At 62.9% G+C, this 22,996-nt stretch carries 27 protein-coding genes; 15 read left to right on the top strand and 12 right to left on the bottom strand.

Going from position 1 to position 22,996, the window contains the following annotated elements; translation table 11 throughout:
- Window positions 1-62: 62 nt before the first annotated feature.
- From P0M12_RS28980 to P0M12_RS28960, 5 genes are all read right to left on the bottom strand, one after another.
- Entirely contained in the window at window positions 63-1,031 is a 969-nt protein-coding gene (locus tag P0M12_RS28980) for a hydroxymethylglutaryl-CoA lyase (RefSeq protein WP_080712772.1), read from the bottom strand.
- A 5-nt stretch (window positions 1,032-1,036) separates the two neighbouring features.
- Window positions 1,037-2,320, bottom strand: a complete 1,284-nt coding sequence (locus P0M12_RS28975; RefSeq protein ID WP_030537103.1) for a hydroxymethylglutaryl-CoA reductase, degradative — start codon at window positions 2,318-2,320, stop codon at window positions 1,037-1,039.
- Window positions 2,321-2,432: 112 nt separating this feature from the next.
- A complete protein-coding gene (locus P0M12_RS28970) occupies window positions 2,433-4,406 on the bottom strand; it encodes a GAF domain-containing protein (protein WP_233272337.1) in 1,974 nt (657 codons plus the stop codon).
- A gap of 10 nt (window positions 4,407-4,416) precedes the next feature.
- Window positions 4,417-4,932 (bottom strand): tail fiber domain-containing protein, encoded by a 516-nt coding sequence (locus P0M12_RS28965; protein ID WP_030537101.1) that lies wholly within the window; start codon window positions 4,930-4,932, stop codon window positions 4,417-4,419.
- Complete coding sequence (locus tag P0M12_RS28960) at window positions 4,916-5,044, bottom strand: hypothetical protein (protein WP_003941742.1); 129 nt, start codon at window positions 5,042-5,044, stop codon at window positions 4,916-4,918. Before P0M12_RS28960 ends, P0M12_RS28965 begins: the two co-directional genes overlap by 17 nt.
- Window positions 5,045-5,332: 288 nt before the next feature.
- On the opposite strand from P0M12_RS28960, the gene P0M12_RS28955 reads away from it, so the two are divergent.
- A complete protein-coding gene (locus tag P0M12_RS28955) occupies window positions 5,333-5,497 on the top strand; it encodes a hypothetical protein (protein WP_180279628.1) in 165 nt (54 codons plus the stop codon).
- Window positions 5,498-5,502: 5 nt separating this feature from the next.
- Here the strand turns inward: P0M12_RS28955 and P0M12_RS28950 are convergent, their stop codons facing one another.
- The 3 genes from P0M12_RS28950 to P0M12_RS28940 form a co-directional block, all read right to left on the bottom strand.
- A complete protein-coding gene (locus P0M12_RS28950) occupies window positions 5,503-5,877 on the bottom strand; it encodes a VOC family protein (protein WP_030537100.1) in 375 nt (124 codons plus the stop codon).
- A 29-nt stretch (window positions 5,878-5,906) separates the two neighbouring features.
- Entirely contained in the window at window positions 5,907-6,320 is a 414-nt protein-coding gene (locus tag P0M12_RS28945; protein ID WP_030537099.1) for a VOC family protein, read from the bottom strand.
- 101 nt (window positions 6,321-6,421) lie between these two features.
- A complete protein-coding gene (locus P0M12_RS28940) occupies window positions 6,422-6,994 on the bottom strand; it encodes an XRE family transcriptional regulator (protein ID WP_030537098.1) in 573 nt (190 codons plus the stop codon).
- A gap of 64 nt (window positions 6,995-7,058) precedes the next feature.
- On the opposite strand from P0M12_RS28940, the gene P0M12_RS28935 reads away from it, so the two are divergent.
- On the top strand, window positions 7,059-7,772 hold the full coding sequence (locus P0M12_RS28935; RefSeq protein ID WP_218680125.1) for an AzlC family ABC transporter permease: 714 nt from the start codon (window positions 7,059-7,061) through the stop codon (window positions 7,770-7,772).
- Window positions 7,769-8,089 carry an AzlD domain-containing protein gene (locus P0M12_RS28930; protein ID WP_030537096.1) on the top strand — a complete coding sequence of 107 codons (321 nt, stop codon included), beginning with the start codon at window positions 7,769-7,771 and terminating at the stop codon, window positions 8,087-8,089. Before P0M12_RS28935 ends, P0M12_RS28930 begins: the two co-directional genes overlap by 4 nt.
- On the opposite strand, the gene P0M12_RS28925 is transcribed toward P0M12_RS28930, so the two are convergent.
- Window positions 8,075-8,731 (bottom strand): TetR/AcrR family transcriptional regulator C-terminal domain-containing protein, encoded by a 657-nt coding sequence (locus P0M12_RS28925; RefSeq protein ID WP_007733086.1) that lies wholly within the window; start codon window positions 8,729-8,731, stop codon window positions 8,075-8,077. The genes P0M12_RS28930 and P0M12_RS28925 overlap by 15 nt on opposite strands.
- Before the next feature lie 164 nt (window positions 8,732-8,895).
- On the opposite strand from P0M12_RS28925, the gene bioB reads away from it, so the two are divergent.
- Genes bioB through P0M12_RS28910 form a run of 3 tightly spaced genes read left to right on the top strand, consistent with a single transcriptional unit; the run spans window position 8,896 to window position 10,732 of the window.
- The gene (bioB, locus tag P0M12_RS28920; RefSeq protein ID WP_024487821.1) at window positions 8,896-9,909 is read left to right on the top strand and encodes a biotin synthase BioB; all 1,014 of its coding nucleotides are present in this window, start codon (window positions 8,896-8,898) and stop codon (window positions 9,907-9,909) included.
- On the top strand, window positions 9,906-10,130 hold the full coding sequence (locus P0M12_RS28915) for a hypothetical protein (RefSeq protein ID WP_030537095.1): 225 nt from the start codon (window positions 9,906-9,908) through the stop codon (window positions 10,128-10,130). Before bioB ends, P0M12_RS28915 begins: the two co-directional genes overlap by 4 nt.
- Before the next feature lie 11 nt (window positions 10,131-10,141).
- Window positions 10,142-10,732, top strand: coding sequence for a DUF2567 domain-containing protein (locus tag P0M12_RS28910; protein WP_007733080.1), 591 nt, complete (start codon window positions 10,142-10,144; stop codon window positions 10,730-10,732).
- An 11-nt stretch (window positions 10,733-10,743) separates the two neighbouring features.
- Here the strand turns inward: P0M12_RS28910 and P0M12_RS28905 are convergent, their stop codons facing one another.
- Window positions 10,744-11,574 (bottom strand): SDR family oxidoreductase, encoded by an 831-nt coding sequence (locus tag P0M12_RS28905; RefSeq protein ID WP_037126834.1) that lies wholly within the window; start codon window positions 11,572-11,574, stop codon window positions 10,744-10,746.
- 83 nt (window positions 11,575-11,657) lie between these two features.
- Between P0M12_RS28905 and P0M12_RS28900 the strand changes: the two genes are divergently transcribed.
- Window positions 11,658-12,260: a TetR/AcrR family transcriptional regulator gene (locus tag P0M12_RS28900; RefSeq protein WP_007733070.1), complete on the top strand. Its 603-nt coding sequence runs from the start codon at window positions 11,658-11,660 to the stop codon at window positions 12,258-12,260.
- A 109-nt stretch (window positions 12,261-12,369) separates the two neighbouring features.
- A complete protein-coding gene (locus tag P0M12_RS28895; protein ID WP_030537093.1) occupies window positions 12,370-12,702 on the top strand; it encodes a short-chain dehydrogenase in 333 nt (110 codons plus the stop codon).
- Between the two features lie 14 nt (window positions 12,703-12,716).
- Here P0M12_RS28895 and P0M12_RS28890 read toward each other — a convergent pair whose 3' ends face one another.
- A complete protein-coding gene (locus tag P0M12_RS28890) occupies window positions 12,717-13,445 on the bottom strand; it encodes an NUDIX domain-containing protein (RefSeq protein WP_007733069.1) in 729 nt (242 codons plus the stop codon).
- Window positions 13,446-13,547: 102 nt separating this feature from the next.
- Here P0M12_RS28890 and nadA point away from each other — a divergent pair, with 102 nt between their 5' ends.
- The 3 genes from nadA to nadC are packed head-to-tail and all read left to right on the top strand — an operon-like array spanning window position 13,548 to window position 17,025.
- Complete coding sequence (gene nadA / locus P0M12_RS28885; protein ID WP_003941702.1) at window positions 13,548-14,585, top strand: quinolinate synthase NadA; 1,038 nt, start codon at window positions 13,548-13,550, stop codon at window positions 14,583-14,585.
- On the top strand, window positions 14,582-16,153 hold the full coding sequence (locus P0M12_RS28880; protein WP_030537092.1) for an L-aspartate oxidase: 1,572 nt from the start codon (window positions 14,582-14,584) through the stop codon (window positions 16,151-16,153). The genes nadA and P0M12_RS28880 overlap by 4 nt, the downstream gene beginning before the upstream one ends.
- Complete coding sequence (gene nadC, locus P0M12_RS28875) at window positions 16,153-17,025, top strand: carboxylating nicotinate-nucleotide diphosphorylase (protein WP_030537091.1); 873 nt, start codon at window positions 16,153-16,155, stop codon at window positions 17,023-17,025. The genes P0M12_RS28880 and nadC overlap by 1 nt, the downstream gene beginning before the upstream one ends.
- Before the next feature lie 6 nt (window positions 17,026-17,031).
- On the opposite strand, the gene P0M12_RS28870 is transcribed toward nadC, so the two are convergent.
- Entirely contained in the window at window positions 17,032-17,940 is a 909-nt protein-coding gene (locus tag P0M12_RS28870) for a LysR substrate-binding domain-containing protein (protein ID WP_030537090.1), read from the bottom strand.
- Between the two features lie 71 nt (window positions 17,941-18,011).
- On the opposite strand from P0M12_RS28870, the gene P0M12_RS28865 reads away from it, so the two are divergent.
- The 4 genes from P0M12_RS28865 to P0M12_RS28850 all read left to right on the top strand — a co-directional run bounded on the left by P0M12_RS28865 (window position 18,012) and on the right by P0M12_RS28850 (window position 22,976).
- On the top strand, window positions 18,012-18,905 hold the full coding sequence (locus P0M12_RS28865; protein ID WP_277377191.1) for a dihydrodipicolinate synthase family protein: 894 nt from the start codon (window positions 18,012-18,014) through the stop codon (window positions 18,903-18,905).
- Between the two features lie 48 nt (window positions 18,906-18,953).
- On the top strand, window positions 18,954-20,255 hold the full coding sequence (locus P0M12_RS28860; protein ID WP_277377189.1) for an HNH endonuclease signature motif containing protein: 1,302 nt from the start codon (window positions 18,954-18,956) through the stop codon (window positions 20,253-20,255).
- A 123-nt stretch (window positions 20,256-20,378) separates the two neighbouring features.
- A complete protein-coding gene (locus P0M12_RS28855; protein ID WP_277377188.1) occupies window positions 20,379-20,891 on the top strand; it encodes a GNAT family N-acetyltransferase in 513 nt (170 codons plus the stop codon).
- A gap of 93 nt (window positions 20,892-20,984) precedes the next feature.
- Window positions 20,985-22,976, top strand: a complete 1,992-nt coding sequence (locus P0M12_RS28850) for a glycosyltransferase family 39 protein (RefSeq protein ID WP_277377187.1) — start codon at window positions 20,985-20,987, stop codon at window positions 22,974-22,976.
- Window positions 22,977-22,996: the final 20 nt, after the last annotated feature.

Here is a 22,996-nt window from a genome sequence, read left to right as displayed (position 1 = left end):
GTCATGCATGGCGGGGTCGTACAGGGAGGGGCTTGCGAGATGAGGGGCTTGCGTTGCGGGTGTCAGGTGCGTGCTGCGCGGAGGGCGGTGACAACTCGGGACGGGCTCGAGTGGCCGATCTGTTCGGCCATCCAGCTGCTTGTATCGGTGAGCGAATCCAGGTCGATGCCGGTGTCGATCCCGAGGCCGTGGAGCATCCACACCAGATCCTCGGTGGCGAGATTTCCGGTCGCGCCCTTGGCATACGGGCACCGTCCGAGACCACCTGCGGAACTGTCGAATTCGGATACCCCAGCGGTCAACGACGCATAGACGTTCGACAGCGCCTGGCCGTAGGTGTCGTGAAAGTGCATGGCGATCTGCGATGTGGGGATGCCACGTTCTCGGAGGGCGCCGAGCAAAGCGAGCACATGGCCAGGTGTGCCGACGCCGATGGTGTCGCCGAGTGAGAGTGACGTGACACCGCTGTCGATCAGGGTCTTTGCGATGTCGGCGACACGCTCGACGGGCACGGAGCCTTCCCAGGGGTCGCCGAAGCACATGGAGATGTAGCCGCGGACGGGAAGTCCCAGGGCTCGGGCGGCCGTAGTGACCTCGGCAGCCGCGGCGATCGCGCCGTCCACCGTGGAATTGAGGTTGCGTTTCGCGAATTCCTTTGTGGCGCTGACGAATACTGCAACCTCGCTCGCTCCGGCGGCGACGGCCCGCTCGAGACCCTTGCGGTTCGGGACAAGAACGACCGTACGTACCGAGTCCGGCAGGTGCAGCCGACCCATCAATTCTTCCGCGTCCGCAAGTTGCGGGATCCATCGAGGTGAGACGAAACTCGTCAATTCGACAGTGCGGGAGCCGGCCGCGACCAGGCGTTCGATGAACTGGGCTTTCGTCTCGGTCGGGATCACCGCTGTTTCCGCTTGAAGTCCGTCGCGTGGCCCGACTTCGTAGATCCGGACCGAGGTCGGCAGCCCCGGCGCCGGCACTCGATGAGGCGCCGGCTTCCACACCGGTGATCCTGCAACTGTTTCGGTCATTGTCGTCAGTTTCCGCCGCGGATCTCGGCGAGAACCTTCTCGGCATGCTCGACGCGAATGCTCTTGTCCGCGATCAGGCGTGCCACCACGGCGTCGATCTCGTTCTTCTGCGCTCCGGCGGTGGCAGCGATGTTGCGGGCGTGCAGCCCCATGTGTCCGCGCTGGACACCCTCACTGGCCAGAACGCGGACCGCAGCCAGGTTCTGCGCCAGGCCGACTGCCAGGATGATGCCGGCGAGTTCCTCGGCGCTCTCGACGCCGAGCATCTTGATTGCGGCCTGCGCTACGGGGTGCACTTTGGTGGCCCCGCCGACGAGGCCGACCGGCATGGGCAGTTCGAGGGTGCCGACGATGTTTCCGTCGGCATTCTTCTCGAAATGCGAGAGCGACGAGTAGATTCCGTCGGCGTTGACTGCATGGGAGTGGCACCCGGCTTCGACTGCGCGCGTGTCATTTCCGGTCGCCAGCACCACGGCGCTGATGCCGTTCATGATGCCCTTGTTGTGCGTCGCGGCGCGGTAGGGATCCAGCTCCGCCAAGCGTGCGGCATGGATCAGGTTGTCCACAACCTCTGCGCCGCCGATCAATTCGGCGTCGAACACGGCGCGAACGCGTGTCAGCCGCAGATCGGCCTTGTTGGTGAGGATGCGCAGGACGACGTGTCCGCCGCCGATCTCGGCGACTCGATCCGCGATTGCCTCGGCCATCGTGTTGACGGCGTTGGCGCCCATGGCATCTCGTACGTCGACGTGAAGGTGAAGGACGACGTAGGTGGCCTTGTCCGAAGAAACGATGCGTACCGAAACGTCCTTCACGCCACCGCCGACGCTGACCAGTTTCGGGTCCTGTTCGTTGGCGAGTGCAATGATTTCTTCACGTGCCTCGAGGAGTCGGATACGGGCGGCTGCCGGATCCACGACGTCGACGAGTTGTATCTGGGCCTGCATGATCGGCGGGGTACTCGAGACGTGAAAGCCGCCGAGTCCGCGTGCGATGCGAGCAGCGTTGCTTGCGGCTGCGACTACCGACGGCTCCTCGGTGGCGAGCGGGATCAGGTAGTCCGTGCCGTTGACCGTGAAGTTGGTGGCCACGCCGACCGGGATGCCGATGACGCCGAGGACGTTCTCGACCATGCGATCGGCCTGGTCGATGGTAAGGCCGTCGGCGGCGTCGTAGACCGCGATGTCTGCTTCGGTCAGGTCGGTCTGGCGGACGATCTCGGCGCGTCGTGCGGCGAGGTCGTAGGACCGGAAATCGGCGATGCGGCTGTTGATGGACCGGTTGTTCATAGACACGTGGGGTCGTCCTCCTGAAGTGGTTCTGTGCTCCGCTTCACAGTAGGGAGGTTGATGCCTGCCAGGCCACGTGCTCACGACACATCGATCGGTCGAAATTGTAGTGTCATGCACCATCGGTGCTGTCGGTGATGCCGCTTCCGGCCTCTTCGGTTCCCACGTCCCGAAGTTCGTCGAGCCTCGTCGCCATGGACACCCGGAAAAAGTTCTCGTCTTCGCGCCACGATTGACCGAGGAGCGTACGGATGCGGTCGAGACGCTGAACGACGGTGTTGGGGTGATAGTTGAGTGCGCGGGCAGCCTTGGTCGGGCTCCCTTCGTTGCGTACCAGGGCACGAAGGGTCGCGGTGAGATCGGTGTCCTTGTCGCGGTCGTACGCGCGTACCGGGCCGATTACTTCGTCGATGAACTGATGAAGTGATTCCGGATTTTCGCCGAACAGAACGGTGTACGGCAGATATGACGCCGTCGTGACCGCGCCGTCGGTCTTGCCCAATGCCGTGAGTAGGCGGGCCGTGCGCAGCGCCGAGGTGAAGCGCGCTGGGAGCTCTTCGGGGCGTTCCGCCGTCGTCGGCGCAATGACTACTGCGTGCGGTCCTACCGAACCGGTGATCTGACGGTGAATGACCGTCGCCGCGGCTGCCGGGTTTCCCGAGCGCGAGACCACCGCGATCAATCCGGCATGCTGCGCCGCCAACCCCGCTACCGGCAGAGACTGCCCGATTGCGCGGAGCGCGGCGGTGCGGAGTTCCGGAGCGACCGACACCACGAGGACGGTGTCCAGTTCGCCGAGGGAGATGCCGAGGTTTCGGGTCCTACGTTCGAGATCGCGCCTGCGCTCGGGCGCAGTGCTCAGCAAGTCGGCGACCAGTTCGTCACGTGCACGCCGGTCCGCTGCTGCTGCCGCCGAGTGTTGCAACACGAGGATGGCAGTGACCTGAGCTGCCCGTTCCACGGTCCGGAGTTCGACGGGGCCGATCGGCGCGTCCGAACGATTCAGCAAGATGGCCCCGAGGAACGATTCTCCGGCGGTGACGGCGCTGACGAGTTGGATCACGGTCTCGCTGTTATCGGCGACAAACGTGCATCGGCCGCTTCGGCGACTCTGGTCGATGGCATCGGACACGGCGGGAGGTAGCGACAACGGCACCGTCGTGATCTGCTCACCCGACGATGTGACGAGAGGGCGTAGCTCATTGTCGACGACGACGGTGCTGCGTTCGAGTGCGCTGCTGAGGGTTCGTGCAACCTGGGCGTAGCCACCGCCGCGGAGAACGGCGTGGATCAGATCCTGGTGGACGATGTTCGATTTGTCCCGCGCGGACACGTGCTCGCGCAGCTCGTCGAGTGCTCGCCCGGTCTCGGCGGCGGATTCCTCGGCGCGGTCCAGCGCCCGTGCGGTTTGCAGGACTACCGAGGCGTGATCAGCCAGCGCAGAGAGCAGGGCGATCTGATCTGCGGTAAATCGTCGTTCCCGGCGGTCGGCGGCAAACAGGACTCCGAGGATCTGGCCGTCGGAGAGCATCGGCACGCCGAGAATCGCCACCAGACCCTCGGCGACGATCGCGGCATCGACCACTTCGTCATGGCGCGACTGCGTGTAGTCGCTGTAGTTCTGAACCCATTGGGCTGCTCGAGATTCGGCAATCGCGCTGACCAGTCCCGCGCCGGCAGGAACTTGCAGATGCTGGAGTTCCGGCGAGACCGCGCCGGCCGTCTTTCGAACATTCAGGTCACGAGTGATCACGTCGAACTCGGACAGGTACGTGACGTCGGTGCCCATGATGTCGTGTGCGCGGTTGACCAGCCTCTGCAGCAGTGTGTCCACGTCGCGAACCTGCGCGAGCTCACGTGCACTCGAATAGAGAACCGCCAATTCGTTCTCGCGACGGCGAAGTCGCCGAAATTCCGACCGACTGGCCCGGATGAGGGCCGCGGTCTCCGCGACCTCCGTTGCACCAAAGCCGAATTCGGCAAGTACCTGTTCGACATGTTCGTCGCCGACTGAATCGGACGTCACGTCGAACAGCGCGGCAATCACGTTGGGCGCTGAGTCGGAGTCTGAATCAGGGGCGGTCACACCGAACAAACTACAGACCGGTGGATCCACCGAATTCGTCGAGCGGTGTGGATATGTGATTGTTGTTTGTTTCCAATGCATTCCGAGTCGTGCTCGTGTCTCCCGTTTCCCGTCTCAGTCTGTTCACGTCCTTCTCGAGCGCGCTGACTTCTGTCTCGAGGGCACTGATTTTGCGGTTCAACGCTTGGATGCTCGCCATGCAGACGCCGTTCGCGTCGACGGCGGAGATCCGGCGGGCGTTGGATCCCAAGCCGAAAATCGCCGCAAAGTCTTGCGCCATCGGACCCAGGTGACGGACCGACTTGTGGTCGAATCCGTAACTCCACGTACTTATTCGGAGTGCCGTCAACCGGTCGAGCACGTCCTGCGCGCTCGTCGGAACATCTACGCCGGTATGCACGCCACGTCGATGCGCGGCCCGTGCGAACACCCACTGCGCGGGGTGTCGCATCGCGGCGTTCACCCGAATACCGACCCGAGTGCCCAAAAATTCAGTGCGCTCGCCCTCGTCAGGCGGTGAGTTCACGTCGTGCGGTTTTGACGGTCTTGTCGCTCAGCAGAATTCCCGCTCCTGCGCCGAGCAGTCCGAGGCCGATTCCGACAGCGGCGCTGCCGAGGCCCAAAGCAATTCCCAACATGATTCCTCCAAAAATTGTGCGGTGAATTGAGGGGCCAGGTGTCCGACGAAAGTGCTGCCGACCTGCTCCGCGCTCATCTTTCACATTGCTCCGCCGTGCGGGCGATGACAACCCGTCTGGACCGAATTTCTCGTGGAAAACACAGGCGTGCAACACTGGGTGAAGAACTGCTGAGTCATCGGCGTCTTGTCGGCGCCGTACGGGCGGCAGTAATTGAGTAGCCATCGACCGATCTCTAACGCAGGTTTATCTGCGCGCGGCAACGATGACCAGGCAAAAGGGTGGCATGTGAACGAATCGAGCAGTGGCTTGTTTTCCGACCTCAGCGCGTCGGAGCCCGTTGTCGACGCAAAAAGCGCCGAGCAACTGGCTGCCGAGCGTGAAACTGCGGCAGCAGAACGCTCCAACACCGACACCGCTGAACAGCGGCAGTCGCGGCTGTTCAGCGGTTAAGCGCGTCAGGACTCCTTGATCACCGACAGAACATTGCCGGCGGGATCGGTGAACCACGCGATGTCGGGGCCGTTGCCACGCATGATGCCTCGCGCATCCTGGGGGAATCCGTCGTATTTGAGAAACTCCACGCCACGTGCGGTCAGTTGGTCGACGGTTGTGTCGATGTCGTCGACGACGAAGTTGAGAATCGTGTAGGTCGCCGCTTCGTGATTCGGCTTCGGATAAACGAGGATCTCGGTTCCGCCGGCAAGATGTAGGCGAATCAGTCCCATGTCTCCGTCGGTTACCTTCAACCCGAGTGTTTCGCCGTAGAACTTCTTTGCAGAGTCGATGTCTGTCACCGAAAATCCGCTGAATGCTTTCGTGTCTGTAAGCATGACTATCTCCGTTCCCAGCGGTTGCCGGACTAGGTGGTTTGGGAATCCGTCATTCCGGATTCCATCTCGGCCCTGGCTTCCTCGCTGAACTCGATGATCTGAACGTAGTTTCCGTCGGGGTCGATCGCAGTGGCGAACAAACTGCCCCCGCGGTCTTCGAGTGGAGCGTGCCATTTTCCGCCGAGCGCATCGATGCGCTGTGCGATCGACCGGGCGTCGTCGGTTTCGACGTTGAGGAACATGCGACCCGGCTGGGGGTTGGTCTCGCCGACGTCGTCGCGTCTGTCGAGCATCACGTAGAAACCGTTGAAGTCGAGCACGTCGTAGCCGGGTTCGCCGGGAGTCCGGTCGACCTTCGGGGCGAACGCCTCGGCGTACCAGTCGCGCAAGCGTTCGGGGTCGGTGCTCGAGAGCAAAATGCTGCTGATGCTGGATCCGGACATGGGTCCTCCTGCTGTCGGTCGTTACTGTCGTCGGCAATCGAGGCTCTGGCCACGTCACCTCCCAGATACAGACTTCCCGCAGCGGCGAAACTCATCGCGGCTCAGGTGTGTTCCGACACCAAGATCGCTGTCGTCCCTGGTTCGAGCGCCCGAAAGATGTGCTCCTCGTCGCCGGGATAAGCAAGGTAATCGCCCGGTCCGAGTTCGATCGGATTTGCAGTGGGCCCGACCTCCGCCCGTCCGGTGCCGATCACGACGTGTTCGGTGGTGCCGCGTGCATGCGGAGTGGAAATACGCGGCTCGCCCGGTTCGGCGACTATCCGATACAGATCGCGTCGTGCGTTCGGTGGGCTCGGCGCCAAGAGCGTCGCGATGTACGACGCGTTTGCCGACGCAATCGCGGGACCTTCTCCGGCTCGAATCAACTGAACGGTCTGTGCCTGAGAGTCGACGAGTTGTGAGAACGGCACACCCAATGCGTTTCCGAGTGCCCACAGAGTTTCGAGGCTCGGATTTCCGAGTCCGGATTCGAGTTGGGAGAGTGTGGACTTGGCGATATCGGCGCGCCGGGCGACCTCCGAAAGGCTCAAGCCTGCTCGGGCACGTTCGCGTTTGAGTGCGACGGCGACCAGTTTCTGAGGAGTCTCCGCTGTATCCGTTTCATTACTGGGCATCGTTCGATTCTCCGATCGATCGTTCTACTTGACGAACGGTGTCACTTCGTTCAACATAGAATACATGCGTTCTTTATGGCGAACAGTTGATCGAGACACGGTTCGGGTGAGCGTGCTGATCTGTCTCTCCGTGGCCATCGTCGGTGTGTCCTACGGTGTGACGGCAGGATCGGCTGGATTCTCGTTGTGGCAGCTTTTGGCGTTGGCTGTACTCGTTCTGGGAGCGTCTTCGGAGTTCTTGTTCATCGGAATCATCGCGGCCGGAGGCGGCGCCGTCGCTGCAGTTATAGCCGGCTTGCTGATCAACTCCCGAAACTTCGCCTACGGATTGGCAGCGGGATCTTTTCTCGGCGAGGCTCGCCACACGGATTCAGGCTGGCGCAGGGGCTCGGGCTGGCGCAAGTTGGTCGGCGCGCACCTGGTCAACGACGAAAGCGTCGCGGTTGCCATGGCGCAGGGCTCGGTGAAGCAGAAGCGTGCGGCCTTCTGGTTCTGTGGGATCGGGATCGCGGTGTCGTGGCCGATCGGAGCTCTCCTGGGCGGGCTGCTCGGCAGAGTCGTCCGAGACCCCGTCGCGTTGGGATTGGATGCCGCGTTTCCGGTTGTCATTCTGGCCCTTGTCTTGCCTGCGCTGAAGGAAAAGGTGACGCTGCTTGCCGCCCTGATCGGTGCAGCAGTCGCGGTGGCCGCGTCGCCGTTCCTGCCGCCCGGTACCGCGCCGCTCGTTGCGCTGCTGAGTATCGCGGTGACGATACCGTTCCGGGAGAAGGTTCGATGAATACCGCGTCGGTCTGGATCGGTATCGTCGTGTTCGCTTGCGGTTCTTACGCTTTGCGGGCAAGTGGCGTTCTGCTCCGCGCTCGGGTGAAGCTTTCGGTTTTTGCCGAGAAAACCCTCGATCGTGCTGTCGTGGTGCTGCTGCTCGCAGTGGTTGTGACATCGACGGTCTTCACCGGGCATGACGTTGCGGGGCCGGCGCGGATGCTCGGCGTGGTGGCCGGAGGCATCTGCGCCTGGTTCAAGGCGCCGTTGGTGGTCGTGGTGATTGTCGCGGCCGGCACTACTGCAGTACTCCGACTGTCAGGAGTGTCGTAGAGCCGATTCGATGGGCGTTGAATCGGGGATCGAATTCAGGCGAGTGCGAATGCCGTCGATGAACAGGTCCAGGCCGAACTGGAAGCGCACTGTCGGATCGCCGTCGAGGAGGTCCTCGTCGGAACCGCCGCCGATCACCTCGGGGGAGTCGGGGGAAATGGGTGCTCGGGTAAGTGCCCCCATTTCTTCCATCTGCGCTCGGGACTGCTCGTCCACGGTATGGCCGAGTACGTAATACAGCAGGGCGTACGCCGCGAGTTGGGCGTGCTCGCGTGAGAGACCGGATTCTTGCCCGGCTTGTACGAAATGCTCGCGCACCTTGCTGTTCGTCATCCGCGAAGCGAAGGTGGCGCTGACCAACTCGGCGCCATCGCGGTGCGCCAGTAGGGCAGACCGAAGTCTGTGTGCCAGTTCGGAATACGCCTCTTGCCACGTGTCTGCGTCGACGGGGGCGTCGAGGTCTTCGAGGATCTTGTCGACGACCGCGCCGAGCAAGGTCTGCTTGTTCGGGAAGTGCCAGTACAGGGCGCCGGGTTGGACGCCTAGTGAGGTTGCGAGCCTGCGCATCGTGAGGTCGGCAAGTCCGAACTCGTCGAGTATCGCCATGGCGCCGTCCAGCACGTCGCCGCGTCGCAACTGCACTTGTTGTTCCCCTCGTTTCGTCCCGCTGTGGAGCGCTTTCGATCGAATGTCGATCGGACCCGCCTTTGACAGTATTCCACCACGTCTCTAACGTGAACACCGTTCAACTTGTACGGTGTTCAATTTTGCTGGTTTCGAAGGAGACGTCTGTGACCCCGCCCCCGATTAGCACGGCCCCTGCGACGGTCGACATCCTCGACCAGGCGCGCGAGCAAGTTCTCGAAAGAGGAGTTGGCCTGACCGAAAGCCAGGTGCTCGACGTACTCCGACTCGACGACGACAGGCTCGAAGACCTGCTGGCTCTCGCCCACGATGTGCGTATGAAGTGGTGTGGACCGGAGGTCGAGGTCGAGGGCATCATCAGCCTGAAGACGGGCGGCTGCCCTGAGGACTGCCATTTCTGCTCGCAGTCCGGACTCTTCCAGTCGCCGGTTCGCGCGGCGTGGTTGGACATCCCGAGCTTGGTGGAAGCTGCCAAGCAGACTGCGAAGTCGGGTGCTACCGAGTTCTGCATCGTGGCCGCCGTCCGCGGACCCGACGCCCGGTTGCTCGCTCAGGTTGCCGCAGGCATCGAGGCGATCCGCAACGAGGTCGACATCCAGATCGCCTGCTCGCTCGGCATGCTCACCCAGGAGCAGGTCGACCAACTGGCCGCCATGGGTGTGCACCGGTACAACCACAACTTGGAAACTTCGAAGTCGCATTTCCCGAACGTCGTGACCACGCACTCGTGGGAAGAGCGGTGGAACACGCTTCGGATGGTTCGTGAAGCAGGCATGGAAGTGTGCTGCGGCGGAATCCTCGGCATGGGTGAATCGCTGGAGCAGCGCGCAGAATTCGCGGCCAACCTGGCTGAACTGGAGCCGGACGAGGTCCCGCTCAACTTCCTCAACCCGCGTCCGGGTACGCCGTTCGGTGATCTGGACGTGCTGCCCGCCAGCGAGGCGCTCAAGTCCGTGGCCGCTTTCCGTCTCGCGCTGCCTCGCACGATCTTGCGCTTCGCGGGTGGACGCGAGATCACTCTCGGCGACCTGGGTGCCAAGCAGGGCATCCTCGGCGGAATCAACGCCGTGATCGTCGGCAACTATCTGACGACCCTCGGACGTCCCGCCGAGAAGGATCTGGATTTGTTGGTGGATCTGCAGATGCCGATCAAAGCACTGAACGACACTCTGTGAGCACTCCGGTGACCGAGGAGCGGTACAACCCGTTCACCGGGCGTCGGATCGTCGACGGCGTCGACGATCCGACGCCGCCTGCGGCGTCGATGGGGCTCGAGCCTCCTCGCTTCTGCGAGCAGTGCGGGCGCCGCATGATCGTTCAGGTCAGCCCTGACGGATGGTGGGCGAAATGCTCCCGACACGGTGTCGTCGACTCGATCGACGTCGCCCGCAGGTAGCGTCACTCTGTGTGATCTCTCTTCGGCAGATTCGTCTGCGCACCGCGATCGTGATCGCCGCAACCATTGCGGGCGTGAGCGTGCTCGTCGGTGTGCTGTGGGCGTTCTTGGCTCCGGCCGAGCACCTGTTGGTGGTGTCCGAGGGGCGCGGCGTCGCGTTGACGGGTGAGAGCCTTCATCAGTTCGACGCGAGCGCCGTGTTCATCTGGCTGGCACTGATCGTCGGTGTGCTGTCGGCGGTGGCGGCCTGGTTGGCACGCCTGAGTCGAGGTCCTTATGCCCTGGGCGGGTTGATAGTCGGTTCAGTGGCAGGTACCGGACTGATGGCACTCGTGGGTTCGGGCGTGACAAAACTGCGTTTCCCCACGGCCGACAATCCGGCGGTCGGGGAGATCATCGCGCGGGCCCCGAACGTCGGAACTTTGCTCGTGCTTCTGTTTCAGCCGCTCGCGGCGTGCGTCGTGACATTGGTTCTTGCAGTGCTCAATCCGTACGACGACCTCGGGGTGGGGGACCACCCGGAATCCGGGGATCCGGAATCTGGGGATCCGGCCACCGACACCGAACAGGCCGAAGTCGAAAGCCAGCCGAAACTTCCGTAACTGTTGCGTCGCTACGCCGGCGAGGTCGACGAACGCTTGGTTTCGGCTTTCATTCGCACGTCACCCAACAGTCGCCCGGAAATCAGCGCGCCCAACCGGCGGGTTGCGAAGCGAGTGCTGATCGAGGACACCCAGTTCGGCAGTCCCGATACGACGGTCGGCGGCGCGTAGCGTCGATCCAGTGCTCGGAAAGCGGTGTCCACCACCTGAGTTGCCGTCTGCATTCGCCCGACCGCCGCGTCTTCGGAGCCGACTACGTCGAAGAACTCGGTGCGCGTCGGACCGGGGCACACCGCCAATACAGTCAATCCGCTGCCGCGAGCTTCGGCCCAGAGTGCTTCGGTGAAGTTGAGTACAAACGCCTTGGACGCGCCGTAGACGGCCATGCCCGGTGTCGGCTGGAACGACGCTGTGCTGGCGACGTTGACCAGTGCTCCGCGGCCGGTGAGAAGGTCGGGCAGGAATGTGTGTGTCAGCTCGACCAGCGTGGCGATGTTGAGCTGAATCTCGGACGTGACGCGCTCGAGATCTTCGTCCACGAATGCCCCGTGTGTTCCGAATCCGGCGTTGTTGATCAGCGAGTCGACGGTGATGCCACGGTTTGTCAGCTCCTGGTGCAGCGATGCACCGACGCCGGGTGCGGCCAGGTCGGCGGGCAGGACTGTCACGATGATGCCGTGGGCGCCACGGAGTTCGGTGGCGAGTGCCTCGAGGCGGTCGGCCCGCCTGGCGACCAGAACCAGGTTTGCGCCGCGAGCGGCAAAGCGATGAGCGAATTCCACTCCGAGCCCAGCGCTGGCTCCGGTGATGAGGACGGTGGTTCCGGCTACGTCGATGGCCATGGTGGCTCCTTCGGTTCGGGTGATCCCAAATGTAGGCACTGACACCATAGTTGTCAATGACAACATTTTGATATGGTGCCACCATGCCCGCCCACGAACAGCCGTATCATCACGGCAGCCTGCGACAGGAACTCCTGGCGTCGGCCGAAGCAACACTCGAACGAGATGGCGTCGACAAGTTGTCGCTGAGGCAACTCGCGCGTGAGGCGGGCGTGAGCCACGCGGCTCCGGGCAAGCACTTTCGTGATCGCCAGGCTTTGCTCGATGCCTTGGCCGAAAGTGGATTCCATCGGATGACCGGTGCGCTCGAGCGGGCAGTCGCGGATGCTCCACCGACCGCGAGGGCCCGGTTCTCCTCGCTCGCCAATGCCTACGTGGATTTTGCGCTGGAGCATCCGGGCCTGCTCTCTCTGATGTACAGCAACAAGCATGCGCCGGGCGCCGCCGAAACTGTCGTCAACGCGGGGCACGCGACGATGGACCTGACCGTCCGGCTCGTTTCGGAAGCTCAGGCCGCAGGTGACATTGCCGCCGGTGATCCGGAAAGTATTGCGCTGGTTGCCTTTGCGACGTTCCACGGCGTCGCGACGCTTGCTGCGGGCGGAATGTTGGGCGACGTGCCGGTGGGCGAGGTGGTGAACGCGGCCTCGACGGTCTTCTGGGCGGGCCTTTCCAGGGCTGTCTGAGGTGGGGCGCGCAATTCCCCAGAGTTCTCACAGAACCAGCACAAGGGAAGCACAAGATTGCGGACTTACATAGGAGTCAAGAAGATTGATTCCGAGTGGAGGTTCGGCAATGAGTGTTTCAGAGAACGCCGCCAACAGGGGAGTTGTACTTGTCACGGACATCGGATTCGAGCACGGTGCGCGCACGGCCGCCGAGTTTCTCGACGCTGGTTGGAGCGTGGCAGTCACGGCGCGGACGGTCACCGAATTGGTTCGCGTCATGGCGGGAAAACCTGCCCATCGCTTCTTTGCGATTGTCGCCGATCCGACGGATCGTTGGCAGGCCGATCGGATTCTCGATCGGGTGACGACTCGGTTCGGTGTAATCAACCGGGTCATCGATCCGGCCGGCGCCGTGACCTCGGTGTGGTTGCAGCGCGGAAGTCTCGAAGCTGTTGCCTGACAGTGCGATCGGTGTCAGCTTGGCGGCCGTAGTGCGGCGAATTCGTCGGTGACCCGCAAGGTGGAGTCGGTGAAACGGTACAGGGCGGGTGGACGTCCACCCGACTTGCCGGACGGTGCGGTGTTGCCGGTGGGAGTCAGAACGCCTCGACGCCCCAGCACGCGTTGCAAATTGGTGGCATCGACCTGGTAACCGAGGGCAGCGCAGTAGATTTCGCGCAGTGTCGACATCGCGAACTCTTCCGGGGCCAGCCCGAATGCGATGTTGGTGTACGAGAGTTTCGCGGCAAGTCGATTGCGCGCGTGCCGTACGACGGTTCCGTGGTCGAACGACATCTCCGGCAACTTCGAAACGGGGTGCCAGGCCGTGTCCGGTGGCAGTTGTGGGTCGGCGCTGAGGGGAACGAGTCCGAGGAAGGTCGACGCGATGCGGCGCGGACCCGGCACGCGCTGTGGATCACTGAAGACGGAGAGCTGTTCGAGGTGGGCGACCTTTCGTAGGTCGACCTTCTCGGCGAGGAGTCGTCGAGCGGAGGTCGTCAGGTCCTCGTCGTCGCGCAGAGTGCCCCCGGGCAGGGACCACGTGCCCTTCTGTGGGTTGAGTGCACGCTGCCACAGCAGCACGGCCAACTCTTCACGACCTTGCGGGCAGTGATCGCCGTCACCTGCGGCGATGCTTGCGGGGAAGGTGCGAACTTGGAACACCGCTGCAAGCACTTCGTGGGTGGTGTTACTATTGGGCACGTTTTCGATCCTAAGTCGAAAACCTCGAATACGGAAATCCGGGCCAGCCCGTCCGGATTTGAACTGGGTGACGAGCCCGGGTTCACGGTGAAGGAGAACGCCATGACGACCACGACGTTATGGGAGGGATCGGCCTCGCAGATTCACGACGGCCCCGGCGGATACAACGGAGTCGAAGCGACCCCCGAGTGGGCCGCTGAGATCAAACGTCTGGCTCGCGAACGCGGCGCGACGATTCTTGCGCACAACTACCAGCTGCCTGCGATTCAGGACGTCGCCGATCATGTCGGTGACTCCCTGGCGCTGTCGCGAATCGCTGCCGAGGCGCCCGAGGACACGATTGTCTTCTGCGGTGTGCACTTCATGGCCGAGACCGCGAAGATCCTGTCGCCGTCCAAGACCGTGCTGATCCCGGACGAGCGAGCCGGCTGCTCTCTGGCCGACTCGATCAATGCCGAGCAGCTTCGTGAGTGGAAGGCCGACAACCCGAACGCCCTGGTGGTGTCGTACGTGAACACAACCGCAGAGGTGAAGGGTCTCACCGACATCTGCTGCACCTCGTCCAATGCGGTCGACGTGGTCAACTCGATCGATCCCGACCGCGAGGTTCTGTTCCTGCCGGACCAGTTCCTGGGAGCTCACGTCAAGCGCGTGACGGGCCGTACCAACATGCAGATCTGGGCTGGTGAGTGCCACGTGCACGCCGGCATCAACGGTGACGAGCTGACGGCCAAGTCCAAGTCGCACCCGGACGCCGAGCTGTTCGTGCACCCTGAATGTGGTTGCGCTACTTCGGCTCTGTACCTAGCAGGTGAAGGCGCGGTCCCCGCGGACAAGGTCAAGATTCTCTCCACCGGCGGAATGCTCGACGCTGCCCGCGTCACCAAGAGCAAGCAGGTTCTGGTCGCGACCGAGATCGGGATGCTGCACCAGTTGCGCAAGGCAGCGCCCGACGTCGATTTCCAGGCCGTCAACGACCGCGCGTCGTGCCCGTACATGAAGATGATCACGCCTGCCGCGTTGCTTCGTTGCCTTCTCGAGGGCAAGGACGAGGTCCACGTCGATCTCGAGATGGCCAAGCGTGCACAGAAGTCGGTGCAGCGCATGATCGAGATCGGTAATCCGGGCGGCGGCGAGTGACCAGCCCTGCCGGGCGTTTCGCCTGGGAGGCTCATGCCGACCTGGTCGTCGTGGGAGGCGGTGTCGCGGGCCTCACCGCTGCGCGCACCGCTTCTCTGCGGGGACTGAAAGTACTCACGGTCAGCAAGGGCGGTCCGACGGACACCGCGACTCAGTACGCGCAGGGCGGCATCGCGGTCGTCGACGATCTGAATACCGATTCCGTCGAGTCGCACGTTTCGGATACGTGTGAGGCCGGCGTCGGTTTGTGCGACGAGGAAGCTGTCTATTCCATCGTCGAAGCTGGTCACGACGCTGTTGCTGCGCTGGCCGCGTTGGGAGCGGTCTTCGATCGCGGGCGAGACGGCGAGGTGTCGCGCACCCGCGAGGGTGGGCACAGCACGCGTCGGATCATCCATGCCGGCGGCGACGCCACTGGCGCGGAAGTGCAGCGGGCTCTCAATGCTGCCGGGCTCCCCGTTCTGTTCGGTGCAGCGGCAGTCCAGGTGGTGACCAACCGGCGTGGGGTGTGCGGACTCATCGTCTCCTCGCCGGAAGGCCTCGGAGTGATCCATGCGCCCGCGGTGCTGCTCGCTACCGGCGGACTCGGTCAGCTGTATGCCTGCAGCACAAATCCGCCCGGAGCGACTGCCGACGGAATCGCGTTGGCACTCGAAGCCGGTGCGGCGATTGCGGACCTGGAGTTCGTTCAGTTCCATCCGACGGTGCTCTTCACTCCGGGCGGGGTAGGCCGCCGACCCCTGATCAGTGAGGCGGTCCGCGGCGAGGGCGCGATTCTTGTCGACACCAACGGTGATTCGGTCACCGCAGGTGTTCATCCGCTGGGTGATCTCGCCCCGCGTGACGTGGTCTCGAGGGCAATCGCAGCACGCCTACGCGATCTCGGCACTGATCACGTCTATCTCGACGCTCGCAAGCTCGACGGTTTCGATTCGAGATTCCCGACCATCACGGCGTCCTGCCTCGGAGCGGGCATCGATCCACGCACCCAATTAATTCCGGTCGCTCCGGCCGCGCACTATTCGTGCGGCGGAGTCGCCACCGACGTCCATGGACGAACGGGAGTGCCTGGTCTCTACGCAGCAGGCGAAGTGGCTCGCACGGGATTGCACGGCGCGAATCGTCTTGCGTCCAACAGCCTTCTCGAGGGTTTGGTAGTCGGGGAGCGTGCAGGAATCGCAGCTGCCGAGCGTCGCGAGGTTCATGCCGAAGTGGTCAACGTGGTGCGCAAGCCGATGCCGATTCTGCCGCGAGAGACCGTGCAGTCCGTCATGACGGCACACGCGTCGGTGGTTCGCGACGGAGGCGGTCTCCAGATTGCGCGAGCCGCGCTTGCCGACGCCGAACAGACAGTGGCGGTGGCTGCTCCGGACCTCGAAGACGCGGCGCTCACGTTGACCGCGACTGCATTGGTCGACGTGGCCGTGGCGCGAACCGAGAGCCGTGGCTGCCATACCCGCACCGACTATCCTGAAACAGATCCGAATCAGCGTCGCAGCACTCGGATCAAGATGGGTGCCGATGGAGCGCTCGAAATACCCGACATGTTGTTGACAGGAGTTCATTGATGACCGAGCAGAAGATCCTGCACGCGCCGCTCGACCGTGACGAGCTGCTCACATTGGTCAGGCTCGCTCTGGACGAGGATCTGCGCTATGGCCCCGACATCACTTCTACCGCAACGGTTCCCGCCGATGCGGTCGCGAAGGCGTCGGTCGTCTCACGCTCCTCGGGTACTGTCGCCGGCATCGACGTCGGACTGCTTGTTCTCGACGAGGTGATCGGCGCGGGTAACTACGAGGTCGTTGATCGGGTGGCCGACGGAACTCGGGTTGCGCCAGGTCAATCGGTGCTCACCGTTGTCGCGCCCACCCGCGGACTTCTCACGGCAGAGCGCACGATGCTCAACCTCGTCTGCCATCTCTCGGGAATCGCCACGGCGACATCACAGTGGGTCGACGCCATTGCCGGCACTCATGCCAAAGTGCGGGACAGCCGAAAGACGCTGCCCGGACTGCGTTCTCTGCAGAAATATGCAGTCCACGTGGGCGGAGGCGTCAACCACCGTATGGGATTGGGCGACGCGGCGTTGATCAAGGACAACCATGTTGCTGCTGCCGGTTCGGTGGTCGCAGCACTTCGTGCGGTCCGTGAGCTCGCCCCGGACATCGAGTGCGAAGTTGAGGTCGACAACCTCACTCAGCTCGATCAGGTGCTGGCGGAGAACGTGGAACTTGTTCTGCTGGACAACTTCCCGCTGTGGCAGACGCAGATCGCGGTCCAGCGCCGAGACGCTGTTGCTCCAGAAACCAAACTCGAGTCATCCGGTGGTCTCACCATCGACGTTGCCGCAGAGTACGCCCGAACCGGCGTCGACTACCTCGCTGTCGGTGCCTTGACGCACTCGGTGACGGTCCTCGACCTCGGGCTCGACATGTAGGTGTCGCTATTGCTCGGCGTCCAGCAGTTGCGGGACGGCCGAGCGAAGCGCGTTTGTCACGGTTGCGACCGCCGGGTGAGCGTCGGAGCCCGCTCGGTGTGCAATCTTGGTCCTTCGTCGAATGGGCATCGGCGTCAGGCGCACACCTAGCGGCGGATGGATTGCTCCGAGTTCAGGAACCAGCGAAACACCCTGTCCCGCAGCGACGAGGGCGAGAACGGTGGCGAACTCGTCGATGTGGTGTCGCACTTTCGGGGTGAATCCAGCTGCCTGGCATGCGCGAATAGTCATTGCATGACAAGCAGTTCCGGGAATTGCGGTAATCCAGGGACGTTCTACGCAGTCGGTCAGTGATGCGACAGCGTCGTGGGGATCTGACTCGATGTCACTCGAAGCGAGGTACACGGCTTCGCTGCACAGCGGCAATGTCGTCAGGCCCGGTTCGGTGGGGCGAGGGACGAAGTCGTAGTCGTGAATCAATGCCAAGTCCAGAGTCCCAGCTCGTAGGTCGTCGGCGACGTCCGCCGGGTCGATCTCCGAAACCATCGGTTCCAACCCGGGATGCTCGCGAGACAGGGCGATCAATGCCGCCGGGAGGATCGCCCGTGCCGCGGTCGGGAACGTTCCGATGCGCAGCGGCCCCGCCAGTCCACGACGTGCGTCGACCAATTCACCTGACGCCTGCTCCAGGCGTTGCAGGATGGCTTCGGCATGACGTGCGAGGTTCTCACCGGCGGGTGTGAGTCGGACGCGACGGCCTGTTCGTTCCAGCAGCGGCACGCCGGCTTCACGTTCGAGGACGGCCAACTGCTGCGACACCGCGGAGGGACTGAACGACAGCGCCTCGGCAACGGCAACGATGGTTCCGCGCAGCGCTAGTTCGCGCAAGAGCTTCAGTCGGCGAACATCGAGCATCAGCTCAGCTTACGCTCGACGATGGAAATGCGAACTAGACCTACAAGGTTTGTTCGGTGAGGCTGAGTTCTATGACTACGACTCGAGTTGACCTGGCCGGAATCCATGTTCCACTGATCACGCCCTTCGAGAGCGACGGTCGTATTGCAACCGATGCACTCGAACAGCTTGCGCACCAGGTCCTCTCCGAGGGTGCGGTCGGACTCGTTGCGCTGGGGACTACAGCGGAAGCCGCAACACTCACCGAACAGGAGAGAGTGACCGTTCTGGATATTTGTGCGAATGTGTGCCGTGCGAGAGGTGCGACGTTGATCGTCGGCGCGGGCAGTAACGACACGGCGGGCAGTGCGCAGGCGCTCGGGAGGCTGGCTCGGTGGCCTGAGGTCTCGGCGGCGTTGGTGCCGGTTCCCTCCTTCACGAGGCCGTCGAAAGCCGGTGTGGTGGCGCATTTCGCGCATCTGCAGTCGTCGAGCCCAGTGTCGCTGATCGTCTATCACGTGCCGTACCGGACTGCGTGCGATCTGGACAGCGGCACTTTGCAGGAGGTGGGTACTTTGCCCGGGGTTGTTGGTGTGAAGTATGCCGCGGGCGGTATCGACGCAGCTGCCGTCGAACTCTTCGCGGATCTTCCAGGCGACTTCGCCGTACTGGCGGGGGATGATCTGTTTCTCGCGCCTCTTCTGGCCTTGGGTGCGGCCGGTGGCATCTTGGCGTCCGCTCATGTGTCGACCGCTGAGTTCGTCCGCTTGGTAAAAGCTTGGGACAGTGGCGATGTGGACGGCGCCCGTGACCTCGGGCGGAGTTTGTCGAAGCTGTCCGGAGCTCTGTTTTCCGAACCGAACCCGACTGTGATCAAGGGCGTATTGCATGCGTTGGGACAGATTCCGACTCCCAATGTGCGACTGCCGTTGCTACCTGCGGGTGACGAATCGGTAGCGCGGGCGCTCGAGGTCTACCACTCTTGACTCGAACGGGTGTTCGAGTATGATTTGGGGAGGGGATCGGGGGATTCAATGAGTGTCTTGTTGTCGGATGTGGTGTCTGGTTCTGCGGTGGGGTTGCGCGGACGGTTGTGGCGGTTGTCTGCTGCCGAGTTGCGCGCTGCTGCTGTCGAGGCGAGTGCGGAGATTCTGCGCCTCGAGGCGGTGCGTGTGGCGGTGGTGGACGAGTTGTCGTTGCGGCCGGATGATCAGGTGATTGCCAGTCGCGGGGTGGGTGCGTGGTTGGCGGCTAACACGATGCTGCAGGTTCGGGACGGGAAGAAGATCGCCGCGTTGGGTGCGGCTTTGCGGCCGTTTCCGGCGGTGGCTGCTCGGTTCGATGGCGGGGATTGCTCGTTCGAGCATGCCGTGTTGATCGTGGCGTTCTGTGAGTCACCGCCGAAGGGGATGCCGGAGGAGGCGCTACCGAAGTGCATCGATTTGTTGTTGGCTGCTGCGTCGGGTGTGGAGGCGACGACGACGAAGGTGCGGAACGTGATCGCGACGTTGGAGCGGTTGTTCGAATCGGATGAGATCCCGCCCGCCGAGGATGTCGATCTCAACGAGTTGCGGATCGCGTCGACGCTCAATGGCCGGGTGGTGGTGCGCGGTGATTTCGACGCCCTCACCGGTGAGATGTTGTTGTCGGCGTTGTCGAGTCTGACGATGCCGACCCAGGCACCGGATGGGACGCCGGATTCTCGGTCGGCGGCGAAGCGGACCGCGGACGGGTTCACGGAACTGATCCGCCGGTATCTGGACTGCGCGAAGACCGGCACGGATGGTGGTCAGCGTCCGCACGTGAACGTGCACATCAACGCTCGGGATCTGGCGGAGCATCGGGACTGCGCCGCCACACCAACTGATGGTGGTGGAGTGGCTGTGTCTGATCTCGATGTCGGGCACATGCCGTGGCTGGGCCCGCTGTCGGTGTCGCAGACCAGACTCCTCGGGTGTGATTGTTTCCTGTCGACCGTTCTGCTCGACGATCACGGCGCGCCCTTGGATGCGAAACCAGGAAAGAGGTTGGTCACCGCCGAACAACGGACTGCGTTGATTGCCCGCGACAGAGGCTGCGCGTTCCCCGGCTGCACATGCGTGCCCGCCTGGACTGATGCGCACCACATCCGGCACTGGGCGAACGGTGGCCCGACGGTGATGAACAACCTGGTGCTGCTGTGCCGTTCACATCACCGACTGATGCACCGCAAATCAGGGTTCGTCGGGAAATGGGCGATCCGAATAGGCGCCGACAACAAACCGTGGTTCATCCCGCCGCCCTCGATCGACCCCGGCCAGCACCCGCGACCGGCCAACACCACATTCAAAACCTGACTGAGTGGTGACACCCGTTCAGGCGCACAACTTCACGCCGATAGGCTTCAACTCGGAGATACACCCGGGTTGGGGCCTGGAGGCCGTGTTGTTGTGAACGGCTGCAGATATGGGGGAGGTCATATGGTTGTCGACGTTGTGCAAGCGGTCGAGACCGATGGGCCGGAGATTCTGGCGCTGCGGCACGCGGCAGAAGACTGGTTGGCAGAACGCGGAATCATCCAGTGGCGCCCGCGTGAAGTGTCTGTCGAGCAGGTCGGGGAGCAGATTTCGAGAGGGGAGTTCTTTGTTGCGCGAGACCGGGAGCAGTCGAGGATTGTCGGTGCCCTGCGGTTGATCTGGTCGGACCCTGTGGTCTGGCCCGATTCGAACGAGCCTGCCGGCTACGTGCACGGATTGGTTATCGATCGAGAATTCTCGGGCACCTCGTTGGGCGAACGCTTACTCGTCTGGGCCCATCGACGGTCCGCGCAGGAGAACGCGCAGTACCTGCGGCTCGATTGTGTAGAAACCAACGTGCGGTTGCGCCGCTATTACCGAGACGCGGGTTTCGCCGAGGTAGGGCGTCGTGACTTCGGAGACGATGCCGACAACGGTTGGTTCAGCGTCGTGCTGTTCGAGCGCTCCCTGACCTGATCCATTCACAGCAACTTTCCAGGCGGCTCCCAGTGCCGCCAGGGTTGGAGACGCGATCGTTGGCAGGACAGTAACTCGTGAAGGGACTTCCTGATGACCGCCGTTCTGCATCCGGCCCCGCGTCAGCGGCCGGCACCAACTGCCCATCGCGCGGAGCCCTCGCCGTCGTGGTTCCGCACGCGCAGTACAGGATTGGCGCTGACGATCCTGTTGGCAGCAACGGCAGTCCTGTATTTGTGGAATCTGACCGCGAGTGGCTACGCCAACACCTTCTACGCTGCAGCGGCGCAGGCCGGCTCCCAGAATTGGAAAGCGTGGTTCTTCGGTTCCCTCGATACCTCGAATTTCATCACTGTCGACAAACCGCCCGCTTCATTGTGGGTCATGGGTGTGTCCGGACGAATCTTCGGATTCTCGAGTGCCAGTCTTCTAGTTCCGCAGGCATTGATGGGCGTCGGATCAGTAGCGCTCGTATACGCGGCCGTCAAACGAGTGGCGTCGCCCGCTGCGGGTTTGGTGGCGGGAGCTGTTTTGGCAGCTACGCCCGCTGCCGCCCTGATGTTCAAGTTCGACAATCCTGATGCACTGTTGGTTCTGCTCATGACTCTTGCGGGCTACTTCGTGATTCGGGCTATGGGCACGGCGATCGGTCGTCGAGCCGCGATGTGGGTGGCGCTCGCAGGAGTAGCGCTGGGGTTTGCCTTTCTCACCAAGATGCTGCAAGGGCTGATGGTGTTGCCTGCATTCGGTGCCGCGTATTTGATCGCCGGACAGGTGCGCTTGCGGACTCGCCTGGTCCACCTGGTGATCGGTGCTGCGTCCGTTGTCATATCGGCTGGGTGGTGGGTGTTGGCAGTGTGGCTGTGGCCCGCTGATTCTTGCCCGTACATCGGCGGATCGACCAACAACAGCGTCATGGACTTGGTACTGGGATACAACGGATTGGGTCGACTTTTCGGGAGCACCGGTGGCGGTGGCGGAATGGCCGGTGGCAGTGCAGGTTCGAGCTTCGGGGGAAGTGCCGGACTCGAACGGCTGTTCGGCAGCGAGATGGGTATCCAGATTTCCTGGCTGATACCTGCGGCACTGATCGCAGTGGTGTTCGGACTGCTCGCTCGGGGACGCGCACCGCGCACAGATCTTGTCCGTGCGTCGTTGATCCTTTGGGGTGGCTGGTTTCTCGTTATCGGCCTGATCTTCAGCTACATGTCCGGCACGATCCACCCCTATTACACAGTTGCGCTGGCGCCCGCCGTCGCGGGGATGATCGGGACCGGTGGATACGCTCTGTGGTTGGTCCGTGCCCGTTGGATCGGACGTTGCGGCTTGGCTGCGACGATGCTGGCCGCAGGAATCTGGAGTTGGGTGTTGTTGCACCGCAATGCCGACTGGCTGCCGATGCTGAAGTGGATTCTGTTGGTAGGCACTGTCGTCGGCGCGATCCTGGTTCTCGTGGGAGCCAAGGATCGATTTCGCAAGCTCGCTGTCGCTGGATTGATTCTTGGATCGTTGGCAGGGATAACCGGTTCTGCGTCTTACGCGATTGCCACTGCCGCAACAGCGCACGGTGGGTCCATCCCGACGGCCGGACCGACCGGCGCCGTGTCCGACTCCGGAATCGGCGGGGGAGGAGGTATGGGTGGGGGCCCAGAGCTGCAAAACGGTGACGCTCCGCCGAATTCTTCTGACGCGACTGTAAATCCGGCGTCGAACGGGCAAGAACTGAGTAGCGGCAGCGAAAGTACTTCCGAGTTGACGGCAATGCTGGTCAATGCGGGCACCACGTGGTCGGCCGCGACCAACGGCTCGCAAAGCGCAGCAACCTACGAGTTGGCCAGCAATACCGCGGTGATGGCGATCGGCGGTTGGAGTTCCGATCCCGCACCGACATTGGATCAATTCATCCAGTACGTGGCAGACGGAAAAATTCACTACTACATTGCCGGTGGCCAGGGCGGAAGCCAGCGAGAGGGCCAAAGCGGGGACAGCACGTCGAGTGCCATCCAGGAATGGGTCGAAGCGAATTTCACGTCGACAACGGTGGGAAATTCCACGATCTACGACCTCAGCGGGTATGTCGGATAGCGACGTAGTTGTTGTGGTAG

The organism is Rhodococcus sp. RCBS9 (assembly GCF_029457415.1).
In the GTDB taxonomy this organism is placed as follows: domain Bacteria; phylum Actinomycetota; class Actinomycetes; order Mycobacteriales; family Mycobacteriaceae; genus Rhodococcus_F; species Rhodococcus_F qingshengii.
This window is presented reverse-complemented; position numbering and strand designations above follow the sequence as displayed.